Origin of the sequence: Nocardia sp. CWNU-33 (assembly GCF_046764895.1) — a bacterium.
Taxonomy (GTDB): Bacteria; Actinomycetota; Actinomycetes; order Mycobacteriales; family Mycobacteriaceae; genus Nocardia.
The window spans coordinates 95795-113111 of the sequence record NZ_JBKOQN010000027.1; the positions used below are offsets into that span (position 1 = coordinate 95795).

At 67.4% G+C, this 17317-nt stretch carries 17 protein-coding genes; 8 read left to right on the forward strand and 9 right to left on the reverse strand.

Features of this window, described 5'->3' with window-relative positions; all coding sequences use genetic code 11:
- Window positions 1–14: 14 nt before the first annotated feature.
- On the reverse strand, window positions 15–932 hold the full coding sequence (locus ACLMAL_RS29195) for an inositol monophosphatase family protein (protein ID WP_412002019.1): 918 nt from the start codon (window positions 930–932) through the stop codon (window positions 15–17).
- 169 nt (window positions 933–1101) lie between these two features.
- On the opposite strand from ACLMAL_RS29195, the gene ppgK reads away from it, so the two are divergent.
- The 3 genes from ppgK (at window position 1102) to ACLMAL_RS29210 (ending at window position 4513) form a co-directional block, all read left to right on the forward strand.
- Window positions 1102–1860, forward strand: a complete 759-nt coding sequence (ppgK, locus tag ACLMAL_RS29200) for a polyphosphate--glucose phosphotransferase (protein ID WP_412002035.1) — start codon at window positions 1102–1104, stop codon at window positions 1858–1860.
- 217 nt (window positions 1861–2077) lie between these two features.
- Window positions 2078–3427 carry an RNA polymerase sigma factor gene (locus ACLMAL_RS29205; RefSeq protein WP_328403497.1) on the forward strand — a complete coding sequence of 450 codons (1350 nt, stop codon included), beginning with the start codon at window positions 2078–2080 and terminating at the stop codon, window positions 3425–3427.
- A 219-nt stretch (window positions 3428–3646) separates the two neighbouring features.
- Window positions 3647–4513, forward strand: a complete 867-nt coding sequence (locus tag ACLMAL_RS29210) for an MHYT domain-containing protein (RefSeq protein ID WP_412002020.1) — start codon at window positions 3647–3649, stop codon at window positions 4511–4513.
- Here the strand turns inward: ACLMAL_RS29210 and eutC are convergent.
- The 3 genes from eutC to eat form a co-directional block, all read right to left on the reverse strand.
- On the reverse strand, window positions 4488–5291 hold the full coding sequence (eutC, locus tag ACLMAL_RS29215) for an ethanolamine ammonia-lyase subunit EutC (RefSeq protein ID WP_412002036.1): 804 nt from the start codon (window positions 5289–5291) through the stop codon (window positions 4488–4490). The two genes, ACLMAL_RS29210 and eutC, sit on opposite strands and share 26 nt — an antisense overlap.
- Window positions 5292–5449: 158 nt before the next feature.
- A complete protein-coding gene (locus ACLMAL_RS29220; protein ID WP_412002021.1) occupies window positions 5450–6862 on the reverse strand; it encodes an ethanolamine ammonia-lyase subunit EutB in 1413 nt (470 codons plus the stop codon).
- Window positions 6859–8280, reverse strand: coding sequence for an ethanolamine permease (gene eat, locus ACLMAL_RS29225; RefSeq protein WP_412002022.1), 1422 nt, complete (start codon window positions 8278–8280; stop codon window positions 6859–6861). Before eat ends, ACLMAL_RS29220 begins: the two co-directional genes overlap by 4 nt.
- 175 nt (window positions 8281–8455) lie before the next feature.
- Here eat and ACLMAL_RS29230 point away from each other — a divergent pair, with 175 nt between their 5' ends.
- On the forward strand, window positions 8456–9217 hold the full coding sequence (locus ACLMAL_RS29230; RefSeq protein WP_412002023.1) for a rhomboid-like protein: 762 nt from the start codon (window positions 8456–8458) through the stop codon (window positions 9215–9217).
- Here the strand turns inward: ACLMAL_RS29230 and ACLMAL_RS29235 are convergent, their stop codons facing one another.
- The 3 genes from ACLMAL_RS29235 to ACLMAL_RS29245 are packed head-to-tail and all read right to left on the reverse strand — an operon-like array spanning window position 9218 to window position 11626.
- Window positions 9218–10399, reverse strand: coding sequence for a cation:proton antiporter (locus ACLMAL_RS29235; RefSeq protein ID WP_412002024.1), 1182 nt, complete (start codon window positions 10397–10399; stop codon window positions 9218–9220).
- A gap of 4 nt (window positions 10400–10403) precedes the next feature.
- Window positions 10404–10886: a cation:proton antiporter regulatory subunit gene (locus ACLMAL_RS29240; protein ID WP_412002025.1), complete on the reverse strand. Its 483-nt coding sequence runs from the start codon at window positions 10884–10886 to the stop codon at window positions 10404–10406.
- Between the two features lie 44 nt (window positions 10887–10930).
- Complete coding sequence (locus tag ACLMAL_RS29245) at window positions 10931–11626, reverse strand: GAP family protein (protein WP_412002026.1); 696 nt, start codon at window positions 11624–11626, stop codon at window positions 10931–10933.
- 109 nt (window positions 11627–11735) lie between these two features.
- Here ACLMAL_RS29245 and ACLMAL_RS29250 point away from each other — a divergent pair, with 109 nt between their 5' ends.
- A complete protein-coding gene (locus ACLMAL_RS29250) occupies window positions 11736–12941 on the forward strand; it encodes a sensor histidine kinase (protein ID WP_412002027.1) in 1206 nt (401 codons plus the stop codon).
- Window positions 12938–13585, forward strand: a complete 648-nt coding sequence (locus tag ACLMAL_RS29255; protein WP_412002028.1) for a response regulator — start codon at window positions 12938–12940, stop codon at window positions 13583–13585. Before ACLMAL_RS29250 ends, ACLMAL_RS29255 begins: the two co-directional genes overlap by 4 nt.
- Here ACLMAL_RS29255 and ACLMAL_RS29260 read toward each other — a convergent pair whose 3' ends face one another.
- On the reverse strand, window positions 13586–13945 hold the full coding sequence (locus ACLMAL_RS29260; protein ID WP_379065536.1) for a DUF952 domain-containing protein: 360 nt from the start codon (window positions 13943–13945) through the stop codon (window positions 13586–13588).
- Between the two features lie 273 nt (window positions 13946–14218).
- Between ACLMAL_RS29260 and ACLMAL_RS29265 the strand changes: the two genes are divergently transcribed.
- Complete coding sequence (locus tag ACLMAL_RS29265; RefSeq protein WP_029903635.1) at window positions 14219–14413, forward strand: hypothetical protein; 195 nt, start codon at window positions 14219–14221, stop codon at window positions 14411–14413.
- 71 nt (window positions 14414–14484) lie between these two features.
- On the opposite strand, the gene ACLMAL_RS29270 is transcribed toward ACLMAL_RS29265, so the two are convergent.
- A complete protein-coding gene (locus ACLMAL_RS29270) occupies window positions 14485–15195 on the reverse strand; it encodes a TetR/AcrR family transcriptional regulator C-terminal domain-containing protein (protein WP_412002037.1) in 711 nt (236 codons plus the stop codon).
- A 181-nt stretch (window positions 15196–15376) separates the two neighbouring features.
- On the opposite strand from ACLMAL_RS29270, the gene ACLMAL_RS29275 reads away from it, so the two are divergent.
- Window positions 15377–17203: a DEAD/DEAH box helicase gene (locus ACLMAL_RS29275; RefSeq protein WP_412002029.1), complete on the forward strand. Its 1827-nt coding sequence runs from the start codon at window positions 15377–15379 to the stop codon at window positions 17201–17203.
- Window positions 17204–17317 lie beyond the last annotated feature (114 nt).

The following is a 17317-nucleotide window of genomic DNA, read 5'->3' on the forward strand; positions in this document are numbered from 1 at the left end:
CCGCACCGGGTCCGCTAGACGTCCGGGATCGGGTCGGTTGCGCCGACCCGATCGAGCAGCTCGATCAACTCATCGGCGATTCCCGGTGCCGCGGCGGCCACCAGATCGCCTGCCGCGCCGGGGTTGATAGCCGGTGGCAGGACGAGCCGCGCGCCCGCCTCCGCGGCGATCAGGGCCCCGGCCGCCCAGTCCCACGCATTGAGCCCGTGCTCGTAGTAGGCATCGACACGGCCGGACGCAACCAGGCACAAATCCAGGGCCGCCGCACCGAACCGCCGGATGTCCCGAATGTTCGGCAGCACCTCGGCGACCAATGCGGCCTGCCTGGCACGCCGGTGGGTGCCATAGGCGAATCCGGTGGCCACCAATGCCAGCGACATCGACTCGACCGGCGTGCAGCGCAAGTGTTCGACGGTGCCGTCGGCATCCTCCCGCGCCGCACCGAGACCGAGTCCGGCGCTGTAGGTCGATGCCCGCGCGACATCGACAACCGCGCCCGCGACGGGCCGTCCGCCGCGAACTGCGGCGACCGACACGGCATAGCCCGGAATGCCGTACAGAAAGTTGACGGTGCCGTCGATCGGGTCGACCACCCAGTAGATCGTGTCCTCGGCGCCGCCTGCCAGGCTGCCGCCGCCTTCCTCACCGAGGATCGGGTCACCGGGACGCAGGTCGGCGAGCAGCTCGCGGATCAGTTCCTCGGTCTCGGTGTCCACGACGGTCACCGGGTCGGTGGGATGTCCTTTCGTCTGCACGTCACCTGCGACGCGCGCACCGTCCGGACCGAAGACTTCGGGACGGCGCGCCCGGACATGTGCGGCAGCGGTCTGCGCGAGATAGACGGCGATCCGGCGCAGCTCGGCCTCGTCGCCCGAGGGCGTCGAAGGGGCTTCAACAGTGACTGGCGACGTGGTTTTCAGCACGACCTCCATCGCATCACAGATCCTCGCCGAACGCGCAGCAGCGCACGCCATTACTCTTGTCGTGCACGACACAGCGCCGTCGTCGGGCACAAGCTCATTCGCGTGCCTTGCGGCCGTGGCGGGACTGTGCGGCGGCGTCATCATCACACCGGCCAGCACAGGGAACGAGGGAATCGTCATGTCCGCTCGGGGGCACGCATTCGGTATCGATATCGGTGGCAGCGGCGTGAAGGGCGCCGCGGTGGATCTGGCCACCGGTGCGCTCGTCCATGAGCGGATCAAGATCGCGACACCGCATCCGTCGACACCGCAGGCGGTCGCCGACACAGTGGCCAAGGTCGTCGCTCAGGCGGACTGGGACGGTCCGGTCGGCGTCACGCTGCCGTGTGTGGTGCTCGAGGGCGTCGCACGCACCGCGGCCAATGTCGACAAGGCCTGGATCGGCACCGACGCGCGGGCGCTGTTCTCCGACGCCCTCGGCGGCCGGGAGGTCACCGTGCTCAACGACGCGGACGCGGCCGGCCTGGCCGAAGACCGTTATGGCGCGGCAAAGGATTTCGCCGGTCTGGTGCTGCTGCTGACCTTCGGCACCGGCATCGGCTCGGCGTTGATCTTCCACGGCACGCTGGTGCCCAATAGCGAATTGGGCCATCTCGAGATCGGCGGCATGGAGGCCGAGCATCGGGCCGCCGCCTCGATCAAGGACCGTGACGGCCTGTCCTACGAGCAGTGGGCGGCGGAGGTCAGCATGGTGCTGAGCGGTCTGGAGAATCTTTTCTGGCCGAAGGTGATCGTCGCAGGTGGCGGCATCAGCCGCGATGCGGACCAGTGGATTCCTTTGCTGACCAACCGAACTCCGGTGATTCCCGCGGATCTGCGCAATACCGCGGGTATCGTCGGCGCGGCGATGGCCATCGACGCGGGCATCGCGCCGTGATGCGGCGCGGCGTTTTGTGCGCCGAGCCGAGGTTCGGAGGAACCGCCAATGCGACAGGTGGCCATGGGTACCCTGGTTCGATCGTTACAATGGAAAGTACTCCGGCCGCGAGCCGGAAACCCCCAGCCCGGCACTCCGCCGGTGAAACCCGACAGACCGCTCCGCCGGAACACCACTCTGGCGTGACGCCGCACGAGACCGTCACGAAAGGGCGTACGTGGTAGCCACGACCCGTCAGACCGCCGACTCGGCCGAGGCCGACTCCGCAGATGTAACCGAAGCACGGCCGGTCCGCAAGGCTGCTGCGAAGAAGGCCCCGGCGAAGAAGGCCGCAGCCAAGAAGGCTCCGGCCAAGAAGGCCGCTGCCAAGGCGCCCGCAAAGAAGGCCGCGAGCAAGAAGGCCGATGGCGAGCCCGGCGAGGAAAACCTCGACGAGGAGTCGCTCGATCTCGAGGACCTCGGCGATCTGGAGGTGTCCGAGGACGACCTCGTCGAGGAGGAGGTTGTCGACGACCCTGCCGAGGAGGTCGCCGACGACGAAGCCGAGGCCGAGCCGACGGCAGCCGACAAGGCTTCCGGCGACTTCGTCTGGGACGAGGAAGAATCCGAGGCACTGCGGCAGGCCCGCAAGGATGCCGAGCTCACCGCCTCGGCCGACTCGGTGCGTGCCTACCTCAAGCAGATCGGCAAGGTCGCGCTGCTCAACGCCGAGGAGGAGGTCGAACTCGCCAAGCGGATCGAGGCCGGCCTCTACGCGGCGGAGAAGGTGCGCGAGTTCGCCGAGCAGGGTGAGAAGCTGCCGGTCGCCATGCGCCGCGACTACACCTGGATCGTGCGCGACGGCAACCGCGCCAAGAACCACCTGCTGGAAGCCAACCTGCGCCTGGTTGTCTCGCTGGCCAAGCGCTACACCGGTCGCGGCATGGCGTTCCTGGATCTGATCCAGGAGGGCAACCTCGGCCTGATCCGCGCGGTGGAGAAGTTCGACTACACCAAGGGCTACAAGTTCTCCACGTACGCCACCTGGTGGATCCGGCAGGCCATCACCCGCGCCATGGCCGACCAGGCCCGCACCATCCGTATCCCGGTGCACATGGTCGAGGTCATCAACAAGCTCGGTCGCATCCAGCGCGAGCTGCTCCAGGATCTGGGCCGTGAGCCCACTCCGGAGGAGCTGGCCAAGGAAATGGACATCACGCCGGAGAAGGTGCTGGAGATCCAGCAGTACGCGCGTGAGCCCATCTCGCTGGACCAGACCATCGGTGACGAGGGTGACAGCCAGCTCGGTGACTTCATCGAGGACTCCGAAGCCGTTGTCGCGGTCGACGCGGTGAGCTTCACGCTGCTGCAGGATCAGCTGCAGTCGGTGCTGGAGACACTGTCGGAGCGCGAGGCGGGCGTGGTCCGGTTGCGCTTCGGTCTGACCGACGGCCAGCCGCGCACACTCGACGAGATCGGTCAGGTCTACGGAGTTACCCGTGAGCGCATCCGGCAGATCGAGTCGAAGACCATGAGCAAGCTGCGCCACCCCAGCCGCTCTCAGGTGCTGCGGGACTACCTCGACTAGATCGAAACGGTTCCGACAGGCCCGTATCCGCTCGGCGGATGCGGGCCTGTTTCGTTATCCGACCGCTAACCAATTTCGGTTTCAACCAAACCATGAAGTGACCGAAACCACTTCTGCGGATTGAATTTTCGAGACTCGAGCCGCGTAGTCCTGCCGTATCGTCTGACCCGCTGTCGTTTCAATAGCCGGATGTTCTTACTCCGGTATAGGGGGCGTTACGTGCTAGATATTCATCATTTCAGTTACGGGTTGCTCACCCCACTTCTGGCATACACCATGTCCGTCACCGGATCCCTGCTCGGATTGCAGTGCGCCGCAAGGGCACGCACCGGAGGCAGCCGCGGAGGCTGGATCGTCGCCGCCGCGATCTCCATCGGCGGCACCGGCATCTGGGTCATGCATTTCATTGCGATGCTTGGCTTTTCGATCCGCGGCACCGAGATTCGCTACGACGTCCCGCTCACCCTGTTGAGCGCGGTCACCGCGATGGCGGTGGTCGGCATCGGGCTGGTCATCGTGATCAGGCCGCAGCCGACAGTGCTCGGTCTGCTGGCAGGCGGGAGCTTCACCGGCATCGGGGTCGGCGCGATGCACTACACCGGGATGTACGCGATGAAGTCGGACGCGAACATCGCCTACGACTCGACGCTGGTTGCGCTGTCGATGGTGATCGCCGTCGTCGCTGCGACCGTCGCGCTCTGGTTCACGTTGCGCGTCACGGGTCTTCTCGCCACCGTCGCCGCGGCGCTGATCATGGGCGTCGCGGTGTGCGGCATGCACTACACCGGGATGGCGTCGATGCACGCACACCGCAACGCCCATGCGATGCCGCCGTCGGGCACCGGCGCGATGGAGCTGATCGCCCCGGTGATCGTGGTGATAAGCGTGGTCAGCATGCTGCTGCTCATCAGCGTCAGCCTCACCGACATCGATCGCAGTATCGACCTGCCGCCACTGAAGCTGAGCAATGTGCGCACGGAAAGTGCTGCCGCACGAAGGGTTTCGATCGCGCAGCCCGAGCCGCTGGAGCCCGCGACGGCCTACTGGCCGACCATCGAGATCAGCGACCGGCCCCGATCGAGATGATCTCCCCCGCGCCCACCGCAGCGGTGCGCGAGGTGTCCTTCAGGTCGACGCCCGACCTGCCGAGCAGTCGAGCGCCGGAAACCAAGCCCGCCACCACCTTTGCCGCCTGCGCATAACCCAGCCCGTCCGGCGGGTGGATGTTGGAAATGCAGTTGCGGTCGGCATCGGTCCGGCCCGGCCTCGGTAGGTGGGTCAGGTAGATACCGAGGCTGTCGGCCACCGACAGTCCCGGCCGCTCGCCGATCAGCACGACAACCGTTGCCACACCCATGAATTCGGCTATGTGGTCGCCGAGGGCGACCCGAGCCTGCGTGGCGATCACCGGGGCCGCGATCGAATACCGCGGCGCGAGTTCCTCGATGAGGGCGGCGACCATGGCAGGGCCGTGATCGGTCAGTGCGCGCGGCGAAAGCCCGTCTGCCAGTACGAATCCGATCTCCGCACCGCTGTGCGGCATATGCGACATAGAATGCTCGCCTGCCGATGAAGTGGCGGGCACTCGCCCCAGATCGGGCCTGCGCAGGTACTCGGCGCGGTCGCGGGCCCGGCTGCGCACGTGCGCGACGTCCCCCAATCCCAGCCCCGTGATCTGCTCGGCCAATTCGGCCACACCCAGCGGCATATGCACCGCATCGCGGGCCGCCGCGTGCGCGGCACGAAACTCCAGCACTCGTCCCGTCGGGAGAGCGTCACCGGTGCGGCCGAGTCCGATCCTGGCCTGGGTGGTGCGCCGCAGTTCTTGCCAGAACCGTTGCTCCGCAGCGTAATCCGATCCGATCACCGGCGACGCCACGCTGCCCGCTTCCTGTCGATCGGCACCCGGCACGGCGTCTGCGGGCCGCCCTTCGACGACCGCGCTCTGCCGATGGCCCGCCGCTGCGGTGCAGGCATCGAACTCGGACAGCGCAACGAAGTCCGCGGCCGAGCTGTCGCCGCTCATCGTGTCACCGCTAATGCGCGCAGCGGCGAGGCGAGCGGCTCGACGGGCAGCACGCGACCGGTGGCATCGATCATGCCGAGGCCGTCCAGCCACGCCTCGAACTCCGGCGCAGGCCGCAGCCCGAGCACGCGCCGGGCATACAGCGCGTCGTGGAAGCTCAGGCTCTGATAGCCGAGCATCACGTCGTCGGCGCCGGGCACGGCGATGACGAAGGCGCAGCCCGCCGCACCCAGCAGGGTGAGCAGCGTGTCCATGTCGTCCTGGTCGGCTTCGGCGTGATTGGTGTAGCAGACGTCGACGCCCATGGGCAGGCCGAGGAGCTTGCCGCAGAAGTGGTCTTCGAGGCCCGCCCGGATGATCTGTTTGCCGTCGTAGAGGTATTCCGGGCCAATGAAGCCGACAACCGTGTTGACCAGGAGCGGGTCCAGGTCGCGGGCCACCGCATAGGCCCTGGTCTCCAAGGTCTGCTGATCGACAGGCTTGCCACCGGCGCCCAAGTGCGCACCCGCCGACAGCGCCGATCCCTGACCGGTTTCCAGGTACATCACGTTGTCGCCGACCGTGCCGCGGCCGAGCGAACGGCCGGCCTCGTTCGCTTCGCGCAGCAGCGAGATGTTCACCCCGAAGCCCGCATTCGCGCCCTCGGTGCCCGCGATCGACTGGAACACCAGATCCACCGGCGCACCGGCCTCGATCAGCCCCAGCGTGGTTGTCACATGCGACAGCACACAGGATTGGGTCGGAATATCGAAGCGCGTGCGCACCTCGTCGAGCAGATGCAGCAGATCGGCGGTCGCCTGCGGCGAATCGGTGGCGGGATTAATGCCGATCACCGCATCACCACAGCCGAGCAGCAGCCCGTCGAGCACGGCGGCGGCGATGCCGCGGGGATCATCGGTGGGATGGTTCGGCTGCAACCGGGTGCCCAACCGCCCCGGCAGGCCGATGGTGGTGCGGAAACCGGTAGTCACCTCGACGGCGCGCGCTACCGCGATCAGATCCTGGTTGCGCATGATCTTGCTCACCGCCGCGACCATTTCCGGCGTCAGGCCCGCCGCGACGGCCGCCAGGGTCACCGCCGCGCCGACGCCCGCCGAGACCTCGAGCAGCCAGTCCCGCAGCCCACCGACGGTGAGATGCGAAATCGGCTGGAAGGCGGTGCGGTCGTGGGTGTCGATAATGAGCCGGGTGACCTCGTCGGACTCGTACGGCACAACGGGATCGTTCAGGAACTCCTGCAGCGGCACCTCGGCGAGCGCCCACTGGGCGGCAGCCCGTTCGGCATCGGACCCGGCCGCACAGCCCGCGAGTTCATCGCCACTGCGCAACGGGGTGGCCTTCGCGAGCAGTTCGACCAGTCCGTCGAAGACATAGGTGGTGACGCCGAGTTGCTGGGTGTAGCGCGTCATTCGAGTTCCGCTTCCGCGCGGGCCAGCATGGCGAACTCCTCGTCCGGCGAGTTCGCCACCAGCCGGTGGCGGCTGTAGAGAGCGAAATAGAGCAGGAAAGCGACGAACGCGGCGAGCGTCCACGATGCGGCCACCGGATCGACGAGGAAGGTGGCAATCACGGCGGCGCAGGCGATCACGAGTGCGAACGCGGTGGTGACGATGCCGCCCGGGGTGCGGTATGGCCGTGGCATGTTCGGCTCGCGGACCCGCAATACGATGTGGCTGACCATCATCAGCACGTAACTCACCGCCGCGCCGAAGACGGCCATGTTCAGCAGCATCGCACCCTCGCCGGTCAACGACAGCGCGAAACCGATGGCGCCGGGCACGATCAGCGCAAGCACCGGGGCCTTGCGGTTGTTGGTGACCGACAGGCCGGTCGGCAGGTAACCCGCCCGCGAGAGCGCGAAGGTCTGGCGCGAGTAGGCGTACACGATGGAGAAGAAGCTGGCCACCAGGCCCGCGAGCCCGATGTAGTTCACCAGCTTCGCGGTCGATCCGTCGCCGAGCGCCTCGACAAGCGGGTTACCGGAGGTCGAAATCGCTTGGGCGCCAAGAGCTCCGGTGGCAAGGACAAGCACGGCCGCGCCGGTGACGATCAGCACCAGCATGCTGATGATGATGCCCTTCGGCACGTTCTTTTCCGGCTCGCGCGCCTCCTCGGCGGCCAGCGGCACACCCTCGACAGCCAGAAAGAACCAGATCGCGAACGGAATGGCGGCCCAGATGCCGAATACACCGTACGGCAGGAACGACGAGCTGCCCGCGGCATTCGGATCAGCCGGAATATCGGTCAGGTTGCCCGCGTCGAAATGTCCCCATGCCGACACCGCGAACACCGCGAGACCGACCAGCGCGATGGCGGTGATGACGAACATCGCCTTGAGCGCCTCCCCTGCACCCGTCAGATGCACGCCGATGAAGAGCGCATACACGGCCAGATACACCCACCAGCCGTCGGTGATACCGAACAGATTCAGCGATTCGATGTATGCGCCGATGAAGGTGGCAATGGCGGCGGGCGCGATCGCGTATTCCAGCAGGACCGCGGTGCCGGTGGCGAAGCCGCCCCACGGACCGAGCGCACGCCGGGCGAAGGTGTAGCCCCCGCCCGCAGTCGGCAGGGCCGCCGACAGCTCGGCCATGCCGAGCACCACCGCCAGATACATGCCCGCGATCACGACAGTGGCGATGAGCAAGCCGCCGAAGCCCCCCTGTGCGATCCCGAAGTTCCAGCCGGAGTAGTCGCCGGAGATCACATAGCTCACCCCGAGCCCCGCGAGCAGCACCCACCCCGCCGTGCCGGAGCGCAACGTCCGCTTGGCCAGATAGTCGTCGCCGATCGGGCTGCCGACCTTCCCCTCATCGATCGTCATGTTTGCTGCACACTCCTCATCCACCGGCCCACGCGGTCGGTGGCCCAATTCTGGGATGGGCATGTTGCGCGGAGGTGACCCGACGTTACAAGCGAACCGCCAGGTCAGGTGACCCCGGGCACACCGAGGGCGGATCGGGCGACACGACCGGGTGGCGCACGGCACACTGCATAGCGTGGTTGCTCCCACTTCGCGCCGGCCTCGGACACCCTGGACACACACCCTCGATCTGGACACGGAGGTGCGCGCCGCGTGGGCCTGGATCAGCCGCCCCGGCCTGCTGCGCCGGATCCCCCCCGCGGTGCGTCATCACCTCTCCGCCGCGCCCGCGAGCACCGCGTATGCGTTCACCCTCTTCGTGACCTGGTGGACCCTGCGCGGCGTCGGCGGATCGGTCGAGCGCAGGCTGATCTTCTCCGCCTCGACCAACCTCTACAACATGCAGCACAACCCGATTCAGGTGTTGGTCGCCTCCGCATTCTGGACCGAGGGCGAGTTCCCGTGGGTGACCATTGCCGAGTTCCTGCTGCTGATGGCCGCCGCGGAACGCTGGCTCGGCACCGGACGCTGGACCCTGCTGTTCGCGACCGGGCACATCGGGGCGACCTTGCTGACCGTGACCGCGATCGACCGTCTCATCACCCGCGGCATCATTCCGACAAGGGTCGCAGTGGCCGCGGATGTCGGCACCAGCTACGGATTCACCGCAGTGCTGGCCGCGATGGCGTTCCTCTTCCGCGGCAAGGTCCGGGTGGCGTGGATCGGCCTCATCCTCGTCTCGCTCGCCGCCGCCCTGGTCGTCGGCCCGACATTCACCGACTACGGCCACCTCTGCGCGGCACTGATCGGACTGCTTGTCGGCACGGTCGCGAGCACGTTCTGGCGACGTGTGGAACGAGTGCGCAACCGGTCGGACGAGGTTGATCAGGAGGCGTGATCAGGCCGTGGCCGGTGGCGCGACGCGACGCTGCACCAGGCCGATTACGGGTTCGACGACGCGCGCCGCGATCGGGCCGAGTACCGCCATCAGCAGCACATACGCCGAGGCGAGCGCGGCGAGGTCGCCGTCGACCCCGCCCATGGTGACCGCCAGTCCCGCGATGACGATGGAGAATTCGCCGCGTGCGACCAGTGCCGCGCCCGTCCGTGCACGGCCCATCCTTCGGATGCCCTGCCTGCTGGCGGCCCACCACCCGGTGGCGACCTTGGTCAGCATCGTGATGACGGCGAGCGCGATAGCCCAGCCGAGGACAGGCGGGATGGCCTGCGGATCGGTGCCGAGCCCGAAGGCCACGAAGAAGATGGCCGCGAAGAGGTCCCGGATCGGTTCCAGCAGTTTCGTCGCCTCGTGCGCGGTCGAACCGGAGATCGCGATACCGAGCAGGAACGCGCCGACCGCCGCAGAGACGTTCAATGCGGAGGCCGCCCCTGCCACCAGCAGTGCGGCGCCCAGCAGCTTCAGCAGGAACACCTCGCGGTCGGAGCTGTCGACGACCGCCGACACGATGCGGCCGTAACGCAGCGCGACAATGAGCACCACCGTCACTGTCACCAGCGCGATGGCCAGTGCCTTCAACCCGCTGAAGAAGCTGAGACCCGCCAGAATCGTGGTGAGCAACGGCAGATACATCGCCATCGCGAGATCTTCGAACACCAGAATCGACAGGATCACAGGAGTTTCCCGGTTGCCGAGCCGTCCGAGATCGTTGAGCACCTTGGCGACGATCCCCGAGGACGAGATGTAGGTGACCCCCGCCATGGTGATCGCGCCGTTCACGCCCCAGCCGAGCACTACTGCCACCACAGCGCCGGGGGTCGCGTTCAAGACGATGTCGAGCAGACCCGCGGCCCAGGAGCGCCGCAAACCGGTCACCAGCTCCGGCGCGGTGTACTCGAGACCGAGGAGCAGCAACAGCAGAACAACGCCGATTTCGCTGGCGAGACGGCCGAATTCGTTGGCCGCACCGAGTTCTATCAAGCCACCTTGGCCGAACGCCAGCCCGCCTAAGAGGTACAGCGGGATCGGCGACATGCCGAAACGGCCTGCGACTCTGCCCAGCATGCCAAGGACGAAAAGCACAGCCCCGAGCTCGAGTAGTGCGAGCGCGGTTTCCGTCACGGGCTCACCCGTGCGTAAGAATTTTGGCGGCCGCGTCCAGACCGTCGGGCGTCCCGACGACCACGAGCAGGTCATCGACGGCGAAGGTGAAATCGGGACCAGGTGAGGGGTGCAGCTGGCCCGCACGCATCACCGCGACGATCGATGTCTTGGTCCGCGTGCGCATTCCGGTCTCGCCGAGGGTGCGGCCCTCGTACGGCGAATCCTCGCCGATGGGCAGCTGTCTGGTGGTGATGCCCGGCATATCCCGATGATCCTCGCGCAGTTTCGCGACCAACTGGGGTGCGCCGAGCAGGTTCGCCAGGACGGCGGCCTCATCGGCGGTCAGCGGAATCTGGGCGGCGCAAGCATCGGGATCGTCCAGTTTGGACACGATGAGATCGATGCCGCCGTCACGGTGGTCGACCACGCCGATTCGGCGACCCGAGCGCGCCGAGAAATCCTTGCGGACCCCGATCCCGGGAAGAGCGGTGACATCGACATTCACACTGTCCACCCTAGCGCTCGAGTACGACACACATTCAGATGAGGCTAACTGCCGACCAGTCCACCGATCGCACCGCGCGCGAGCACGATTCCGGCGATGGCCAGCGCCCAGCCGGTCGCGCTGTCGGCGTGCCTGCTCAGGAAGTTGTCGATCCGGACGAGCAGCGGCTCGATCCTGCTGTGCCACATCGTCCGTGCGGCGATCAGCACCAGCGCCGGCCCGGCCATCACCACGCAGTAACCGGCCAGCAATGTCACCGAAGAGACGATCGACAGGTGACTGGTCGCCAACAGACCGATGGCGGCCAGGTAGGGCACCATCGAGAACACCTCCAGCGTCCCCGCGCTCAGCGCGAGCACCGCGAGCCCGGCCGCGGAAGACTGCGATGCCAGCACCCGGGTGCGCCACGCGGCGGTCCGATCCAGCTCTCCACGCGCTCGGCGCTTGGTGGAGTCGAAGCGCCACGAGACCGCGAACAGCGCGACGCCGAGCGCCAGTTGTGGTACCAGCAGCCACGAGCTGCGCGCGGCGTCGCGGAAACGCTCCAGACCCGAATCCAGGACGAACAGGCCGAGCACACCGACGAGGAAATAGAAGGCCGTGATCGCAGCCAGATAGACCAGCATTCGGCGGGCAGGTGGGCGTTGCGTCGCAAGCAGCAACCACACGGGGACGATCAGCGTGCCGATGCTGATGCTGTCCACCAGGGCAAGTCCGATCAGGGCGAGTATCAGTGTCACCGACCGAGACTCCCTCGTGTTGGGCGGCGTCGGCGTCGGCCGTCGGGCCGACGACCGCTCATCACTTCGGTGGACCTGCGCGCGCGGCTCGGTGTGCTGTGATGGGGACGTGAGGAGGCAGTGGTCGGCGTTGTCGGCGATGGTGCAGGACGCGCTGATCGCCGGCTTCGTGTTCGCCTTCGGCGCGACGCTGTATGTCGCAGGGCTGTATCCGATGACCTCCGACAGTATCGATCCGCCGCTGACGGCGCGTTTCGGCGTGCTCGCGCTGATGTGCGCGGTGTCGCTGCTGCGCCGCAGGACCCCGTTGTGGGCGCTGGCCCTCGGACTCGTGCCGCTCGGCATCGACCTGTGGCTCGGTGCGACGGTGCCGATCTGGATCATGTATTCGGATCTGATCTATGCCGCCGTCCTGTACGCACCGCCCGCGCGGTCCCGGTTCGTGGTGGCGGCGGGCGCGGTGCTGTCGGCGGTGGCGGCGGTGCTCGCCCTGGTGCTCACCGGCGACTGGCGCGTGATGGCGTTGGCGATCACCGCGGCGGTCGCCTTCATCGGCACCTCGATCTGGTGGGCGCTGTCGGTGCGGCACCACCGGGAGATCGCGGGTGCCGAACGCGCACGCGCGCAAGCACTTTCTCTGGTCGCCGAGCTGGACCGGCGGGCGGCGATCGCCGACGAGCGCAAGACGATGGCGCGCGACCTGCACGATGTGATCGCGGGCCACCTCTCGGCGATCGCCATCCAATCCGAAGCGGCGCTCGGTGTGTTGTCCCGCCAGGAATCGGCCGACCCGGCGGTGACCGGCATCGTCGGCTCGATCCGGTCCAACAGCGTCAGCGCATTGCAGGAGATGCGGACCATGATCGGGCTGCTGCGCCGCGACGACGGCGCCGAGGACGATCCGGCCGCGCCGCGGCGGCTCGCGCATCTGCCGATCCTGGTCGACGCGGCCCACGCGGCCGGGATCACCGTGCGGGTGGCCGCGGACATCGACGGTGTCGAACTGCCGAGCGCAGTCGACCAGGCCGCCTACCGGATCGTCCAGGAAGCGCTCACCAACGCGATGAAACACGCACCGGGACAAGCGGTCGACATCGAGGTGTCCGTCGAGGCGACGACAGTGGCTGTCCTGGTGCGCAATCAGGTCAGATCGACGCCGCGGCAGCAGTCCGAGGACCCGGAGGCAGGGCGCGGCTTGGTGAATATGCGTGAGCGCGCCGCCGTACTCGGCGGCAGCTTCACCGCAGGACCGGCTACCTCGGGTTGGGAAGTACTTGCCCGACTACCGATTTCGACCACCAAGGAGACATCGTGACGATTCGGGTGCTGATCGCCGACGACCACGGCGCGATCCGGGCCGGCCTGCGGATGATCCTCGACGCCACCGCGGACATCGAGGTGGTCGGCGAGGCCGCAGACGGGGATATCGCTGTGGCACAGGCGAAAGCGCTGCGCCCGGATGTGGTGCTTATGGATGTGCGAATGCCCGGAGTCGACGGCATCACCGCCACCGGCCGGATCACCGCCGACGCACTGGCCAGGGTGCTCATCCTGACCACCTTCGATCTCGACGAGTACGTCTTCCGAACGTTGCGAGCCGGCGCCTCGGGGTTCGTGCTCAAATCCGCGTCGGGACAATCGCTGGTGGACTCCGTGCGCGCGGTGGCCGCGGGCGATGGCGTGCTCGCGCCGGAGGTGACCGCGGTGGTGATCAACGCCTTCGCCACGACGACCATGGAGGACACCGAGCCCCCGCCCCAGGGGTTCGCCGATCTCACCGAACGCGAACGCGAGGTGCTCGACTGTCTCGGCGAGGGGCTGACCAACGCGCAGATCGCCACCCGACTGTTCATCGGCGAGACGACCGTAAAGACGCATGTCTCGCGGGTGCTCACCAAACTCGGTGTGCGGTCCAGGGTTCAGGCTGCGATCCTGGCCAGGGAAGCCAAGGATCGGTAGTCAGCGATCCAGTGGGGCGAAGGTGCCATCGGGGCCGGGCAGGTACTCGACGACGGCGGTGACCGCGCCTGCGGGCAGCGGACCGTAGAGATGCGGGAACAGCATGGACTCCGGGTCGCTCGGCACACCCGGCTCCCACTTCACCGGCGCGCCGACCCGCGCCGGGTCGATGCGTAGCAGCACCAGATCCCGGCGACCCGCGAACAGCCGATTGGCGGGCAGGTGTGCCTGCTGCGGCGCGGACAGGTGGATGAACCCGACCTCGTCGAGCGAAGCCGGCCGGTGCTCGCCGGTCTGGCGCGTGGTCAGCCACTCCGACAGAGTGCAAATGTGAACGAGAGTGTGAGTGTCGTGGATCACGGGTAATCTCCCGGTAGACAACTGGATAGGCCTGTTCGTGATCGTGATCGCGTGGGGTTCGGTACGTGACCAGTGATGTTCGCCTTTAGCGAAATCCCAGGTCGTGTTACAGAAAACACACAGAATCACTTCCGGGAACAAAGCCCCCGTCCCGAACGTCTGACAGAGTAGTCATACCCCTGCTGGGAAGTAGCGGTAGCGAGCCCGCGGAGTGACCACGGGCCCCACACCAGGTGAACGGACTGTAGTGCCGGGAGCCAGGACGGAGGAGTCATGCCAGGAACCCTGACAAGCACCCCACTGACCGCGGTCGATCGTTGCGACCGCTGCGGGGCGGCTGCACGAGTGCGTGCCGTACTGCCCGCAGGTGGCGAGTTGCTCTTCTGCCAGCACCACGCGAACGAACACATGGATCGACTGCGTGAGCTCGAAGCCGTGATCGATACGGAATCGGCTCCCGCCCTGTAGCCCGTCCAGTTTCGCGTCCCGACACAACAGCATCGAACAACAGAACATCGCGAATACCAGCAGCGGGCGACCTACACGTCGCCCGCTGTTGGCGTTGCACCGCACTCGCCGAGGATGCCGTCCAGCAGTGCGGCAAGGCCGAACGCGAACGCGCCGTCCGGATCCGCCGGCGCCTGATAGTGCTCGCCCGCGGCGGCCCCGACGCGCGAGGACAGCGGGAACAGCGCCACCGGCATCGCCTGTGTCAGCAGCGGACCGTGCTGCTTCCACCACTGCGCGTCCGAGAGTTCGGCGGTACTGCGGGTCGCGGCGATGGCCATGCGCGCGTTTCCGGTCGCGAATTCCGACAGCACGGCGATGACCCGGTCCATCGCCACATCCGATAGACCGATCCCGTCTATCGCGCCCAATTGGCGTTCGTAGCGCCGCATTCGGCCGGGGCCGAGCACCAGTCGCCATGGCGGCACCTCGAGCAGCCACGGATGGTTGATCAGCTCGGTGCGCACTTGGGTGGCGATGGCGGCCATCCGATCGCGCACCGGCATGTCGCCCGGGATGGGCGCGTCCTCGTCGGCCACCGCGTCGACCATCAGCACCGCCAGCGCGTCCTTGCTCGGGACATAGGTGTAGAGGCTCATGGGTTTGAGACCGAGTTCGGCGGCGACCGTCCGGATGGACACCTTCTCGTAGCCGTCGCGGTCGGCGAGGGCGACCGCGGCGGTGACCACGGCGTCGACGCTGACTGCCTGTTTGGGTCCGCGACCGCCGAGACGCTGCGGCATGGTGTGCCGCCAGAGCAGGCCGATCAGCTGTTTCGCCTGGTCGGGAGTGGTGCCGTTGGTCACGTGCCTCCTCGAAATAAATCCAGTACGGTGTACGTTGTTACAATACTCCGTACGCCATACGACGAACTAGGGGTGCGCTCTGCCAAGCACACAGGCCACATATCTTCCCGACCGTCACATGTTCGCGCTGTGGACCTGGACCGGGCATGCCGTCGGACGCGCACCGGAGGGCGACCACGAGACCATGCGGCTCGCGGTACCCACCGGCGCGCGCGACGCCATCGAGGTCGCGGACGTCGACTGCGCGCTCGTCGACCCCGAGGATCTGCTCGGTCTGACCATCGAGGGCGCGGGGCCATCCGTCGACGCCTGGCAGGCCGCCCTCCGCCCCACCGGCGAGCTGTCGGACCCCGCGGCCACTGCAGGCAACACCACCCACAAGACGTCAGGCCCGCCGGACGCCGCTTCGCCTGCCGCCGCGACGCAGCCGATCGGACCGACGCTTCCGATTGCTGCACACGCCGTCCCCGACGCGGTCGGCACGTCGATCTACGCGGCCGAACGCGCGCTGCGCGTGCTGCACGAAACCCGTTCCATCGTCGCGGAATTGCGTTCCACACTGAAGGCCGAGCTGCGACCGTATCAGGCACGTGGAGTTGGCTGGCTGCACGAGACCGTCGCCGCGCACGGTGGCGCGGTGCTGGCCGACGAGATGGGGCTCGGCAAGACGGTGCAGACCATCGGCTTCCTACTCGGCCGGGCCTCGGCAGGACCGCAGCTGGTGGTCTGTCCCACCTCGCTGGTCGGCAACTGGGCGCACGAAATCACCCGGTTCGCGCCGGAGCTACGCCCGGTCGTGTGGCGCGGTGGCGACCTCGCTGCCGAAGCGGGCGAGGTCATCATCACCGGGTACCCGACGCTGCGCCTGCACGGCGGCGCACTGAACGACCGAACTTGGGCGACAGCAGTTTTCGACGAGGCGCAGGCGCTGAAGAATCCGCGCACCCAGATCGCCACGGCGGCGCGCGCACTCACTGTCGACGCGCGGGTCGCGCTCACCGGAACCCCGGTCGAGAATCATCTGGAGGAACTGTTCGCGCTACTGAACCTGGTCGCGCCCCGACTGTTCGGGCACCGCACCCAGTTCCGACGCCGGTTCGTGCGGCCGATCCACGAGGGCTCTGCCGCCGCGGCTGCGCGGCTGCGCAATGCGATCGAACCGGTGGTGCTGGCGCGCAAAAAAACTCAGGTCGCTGCCTCACTGCCGCCGAAGATCCACAGCGATCTGCTGTGCGATCTCACCTCGGAACAGGAGACGCTCTACGACCAGTTGCTCGATCGGGCGATCGACGACGGATTCGGCCGCGGCGCCCAGCGCCAGAGCCGGGTGCTCGCGGCACTGACCGCACTCAAACAGGTCTGCAACCACCCCGGCCTGATCACCGGCGAGCTAGGCGAGCTGGCAGGTCGCTCCGGCAAGCTCGACCTGTGCACCGACATCGTGGCCAACAATCTCGAAACCGGTGATCCGACACTGATATTCACCCAGTACCGGCAGACCGGCGAACTGCTGGTGCGACACCTGGCCGAACAGTTCGGGGTGAGCGCGCCGTTCTTTCACGGCGGATTGAACCAGTCGGAACGGGCCGCGATCGTCTCCGGGTTCCAGGCCGAGGATGGACCGCCGGTGCTGGTGCTGAGCCTGCGTGCGGCGGGCACGGGCCTCACGCTGACGCGCGCTGCCGACGTCATCCACTTCGACCGGTGGTGGAACCCTGCGGTGGAGGCCCAGGCCTCCGATCGGGTGCACCGGATCGGTCAGACCAGGACCGTCACCATCACCTCCCTCACCTCGGGCACCACCGTCGAGGAGCACATCGCGGGGATGCACGACCGCAAGTCCGCGCTCTCGGACCTCGGCGATTCGGCAGGTATCGCCGCACTGGCAAAGCTCGACGACGACCAGCTGGTCGAGATCCTGCGCCGCAAGAGGGAGTTTCAATGATGGTGTCAAGCCGCAGCGCTGATCGGGGCTGGTGCCTCGATGGTGAAGGTGCGGTTGTCGCGGATGAGCGCCCAGATGACGTCGATAAGGCGGCGGGCCAGGGCGATGAGTGCT

Bases quoted from the DNA above. Each gene is read 5' to 3' on its own strand.
- ACLMAL_RS29275 (WP_412002029.1), top strand. From the start codon at position 15,377: ATGTTCGCGCTGTGGACCTGGACCGGGCATGCCGTCGGACGCGCACCG.
- ACLMAL_RS29265 (WP_029903635.1), top strand. From the start codon at position 14,219: ATGCCAGGAACCCTGACAAGCACCCCACTGACCGCGGTCGATCGTTGC.
- eat (WP_412002022.1), bottom strand. From the start codon at position 8,280: ATGACGATCGATGAGGGGAAGGTCGGCAGCCCGATCGGCGACGACTAT.
- ACLMAL_RS29270 (WP_412002037.1), bottom strand. From the start codon at position 15,195: ATGCCGCAGCGTCTCGGCGGTCGCGGACCCAAACAGGCAGTCAGCGTC.
- ppgK (WP_412002035.1), top strand. From the start codon at position 1,102: ATGTCCGCTCGGGGGCACGCATTCGGTATCGATATCGGTGGCAGCGGC.
- ACLMAL_RS29220 (WP_412002021.1), bottom strand. From the start codon at position 6,862: ATGACGCGCTACACCCAGCAACTCGGCGTCACCACCTATGTCTTCGAC.
- ACLMAL_RS29195 (WP_412002019.1), bottom strand. From the start codon at position 932: ATGGAGGTCGTGCTGAAAACCACGTCGCCAGTCACTGTTGAAGCCCCT.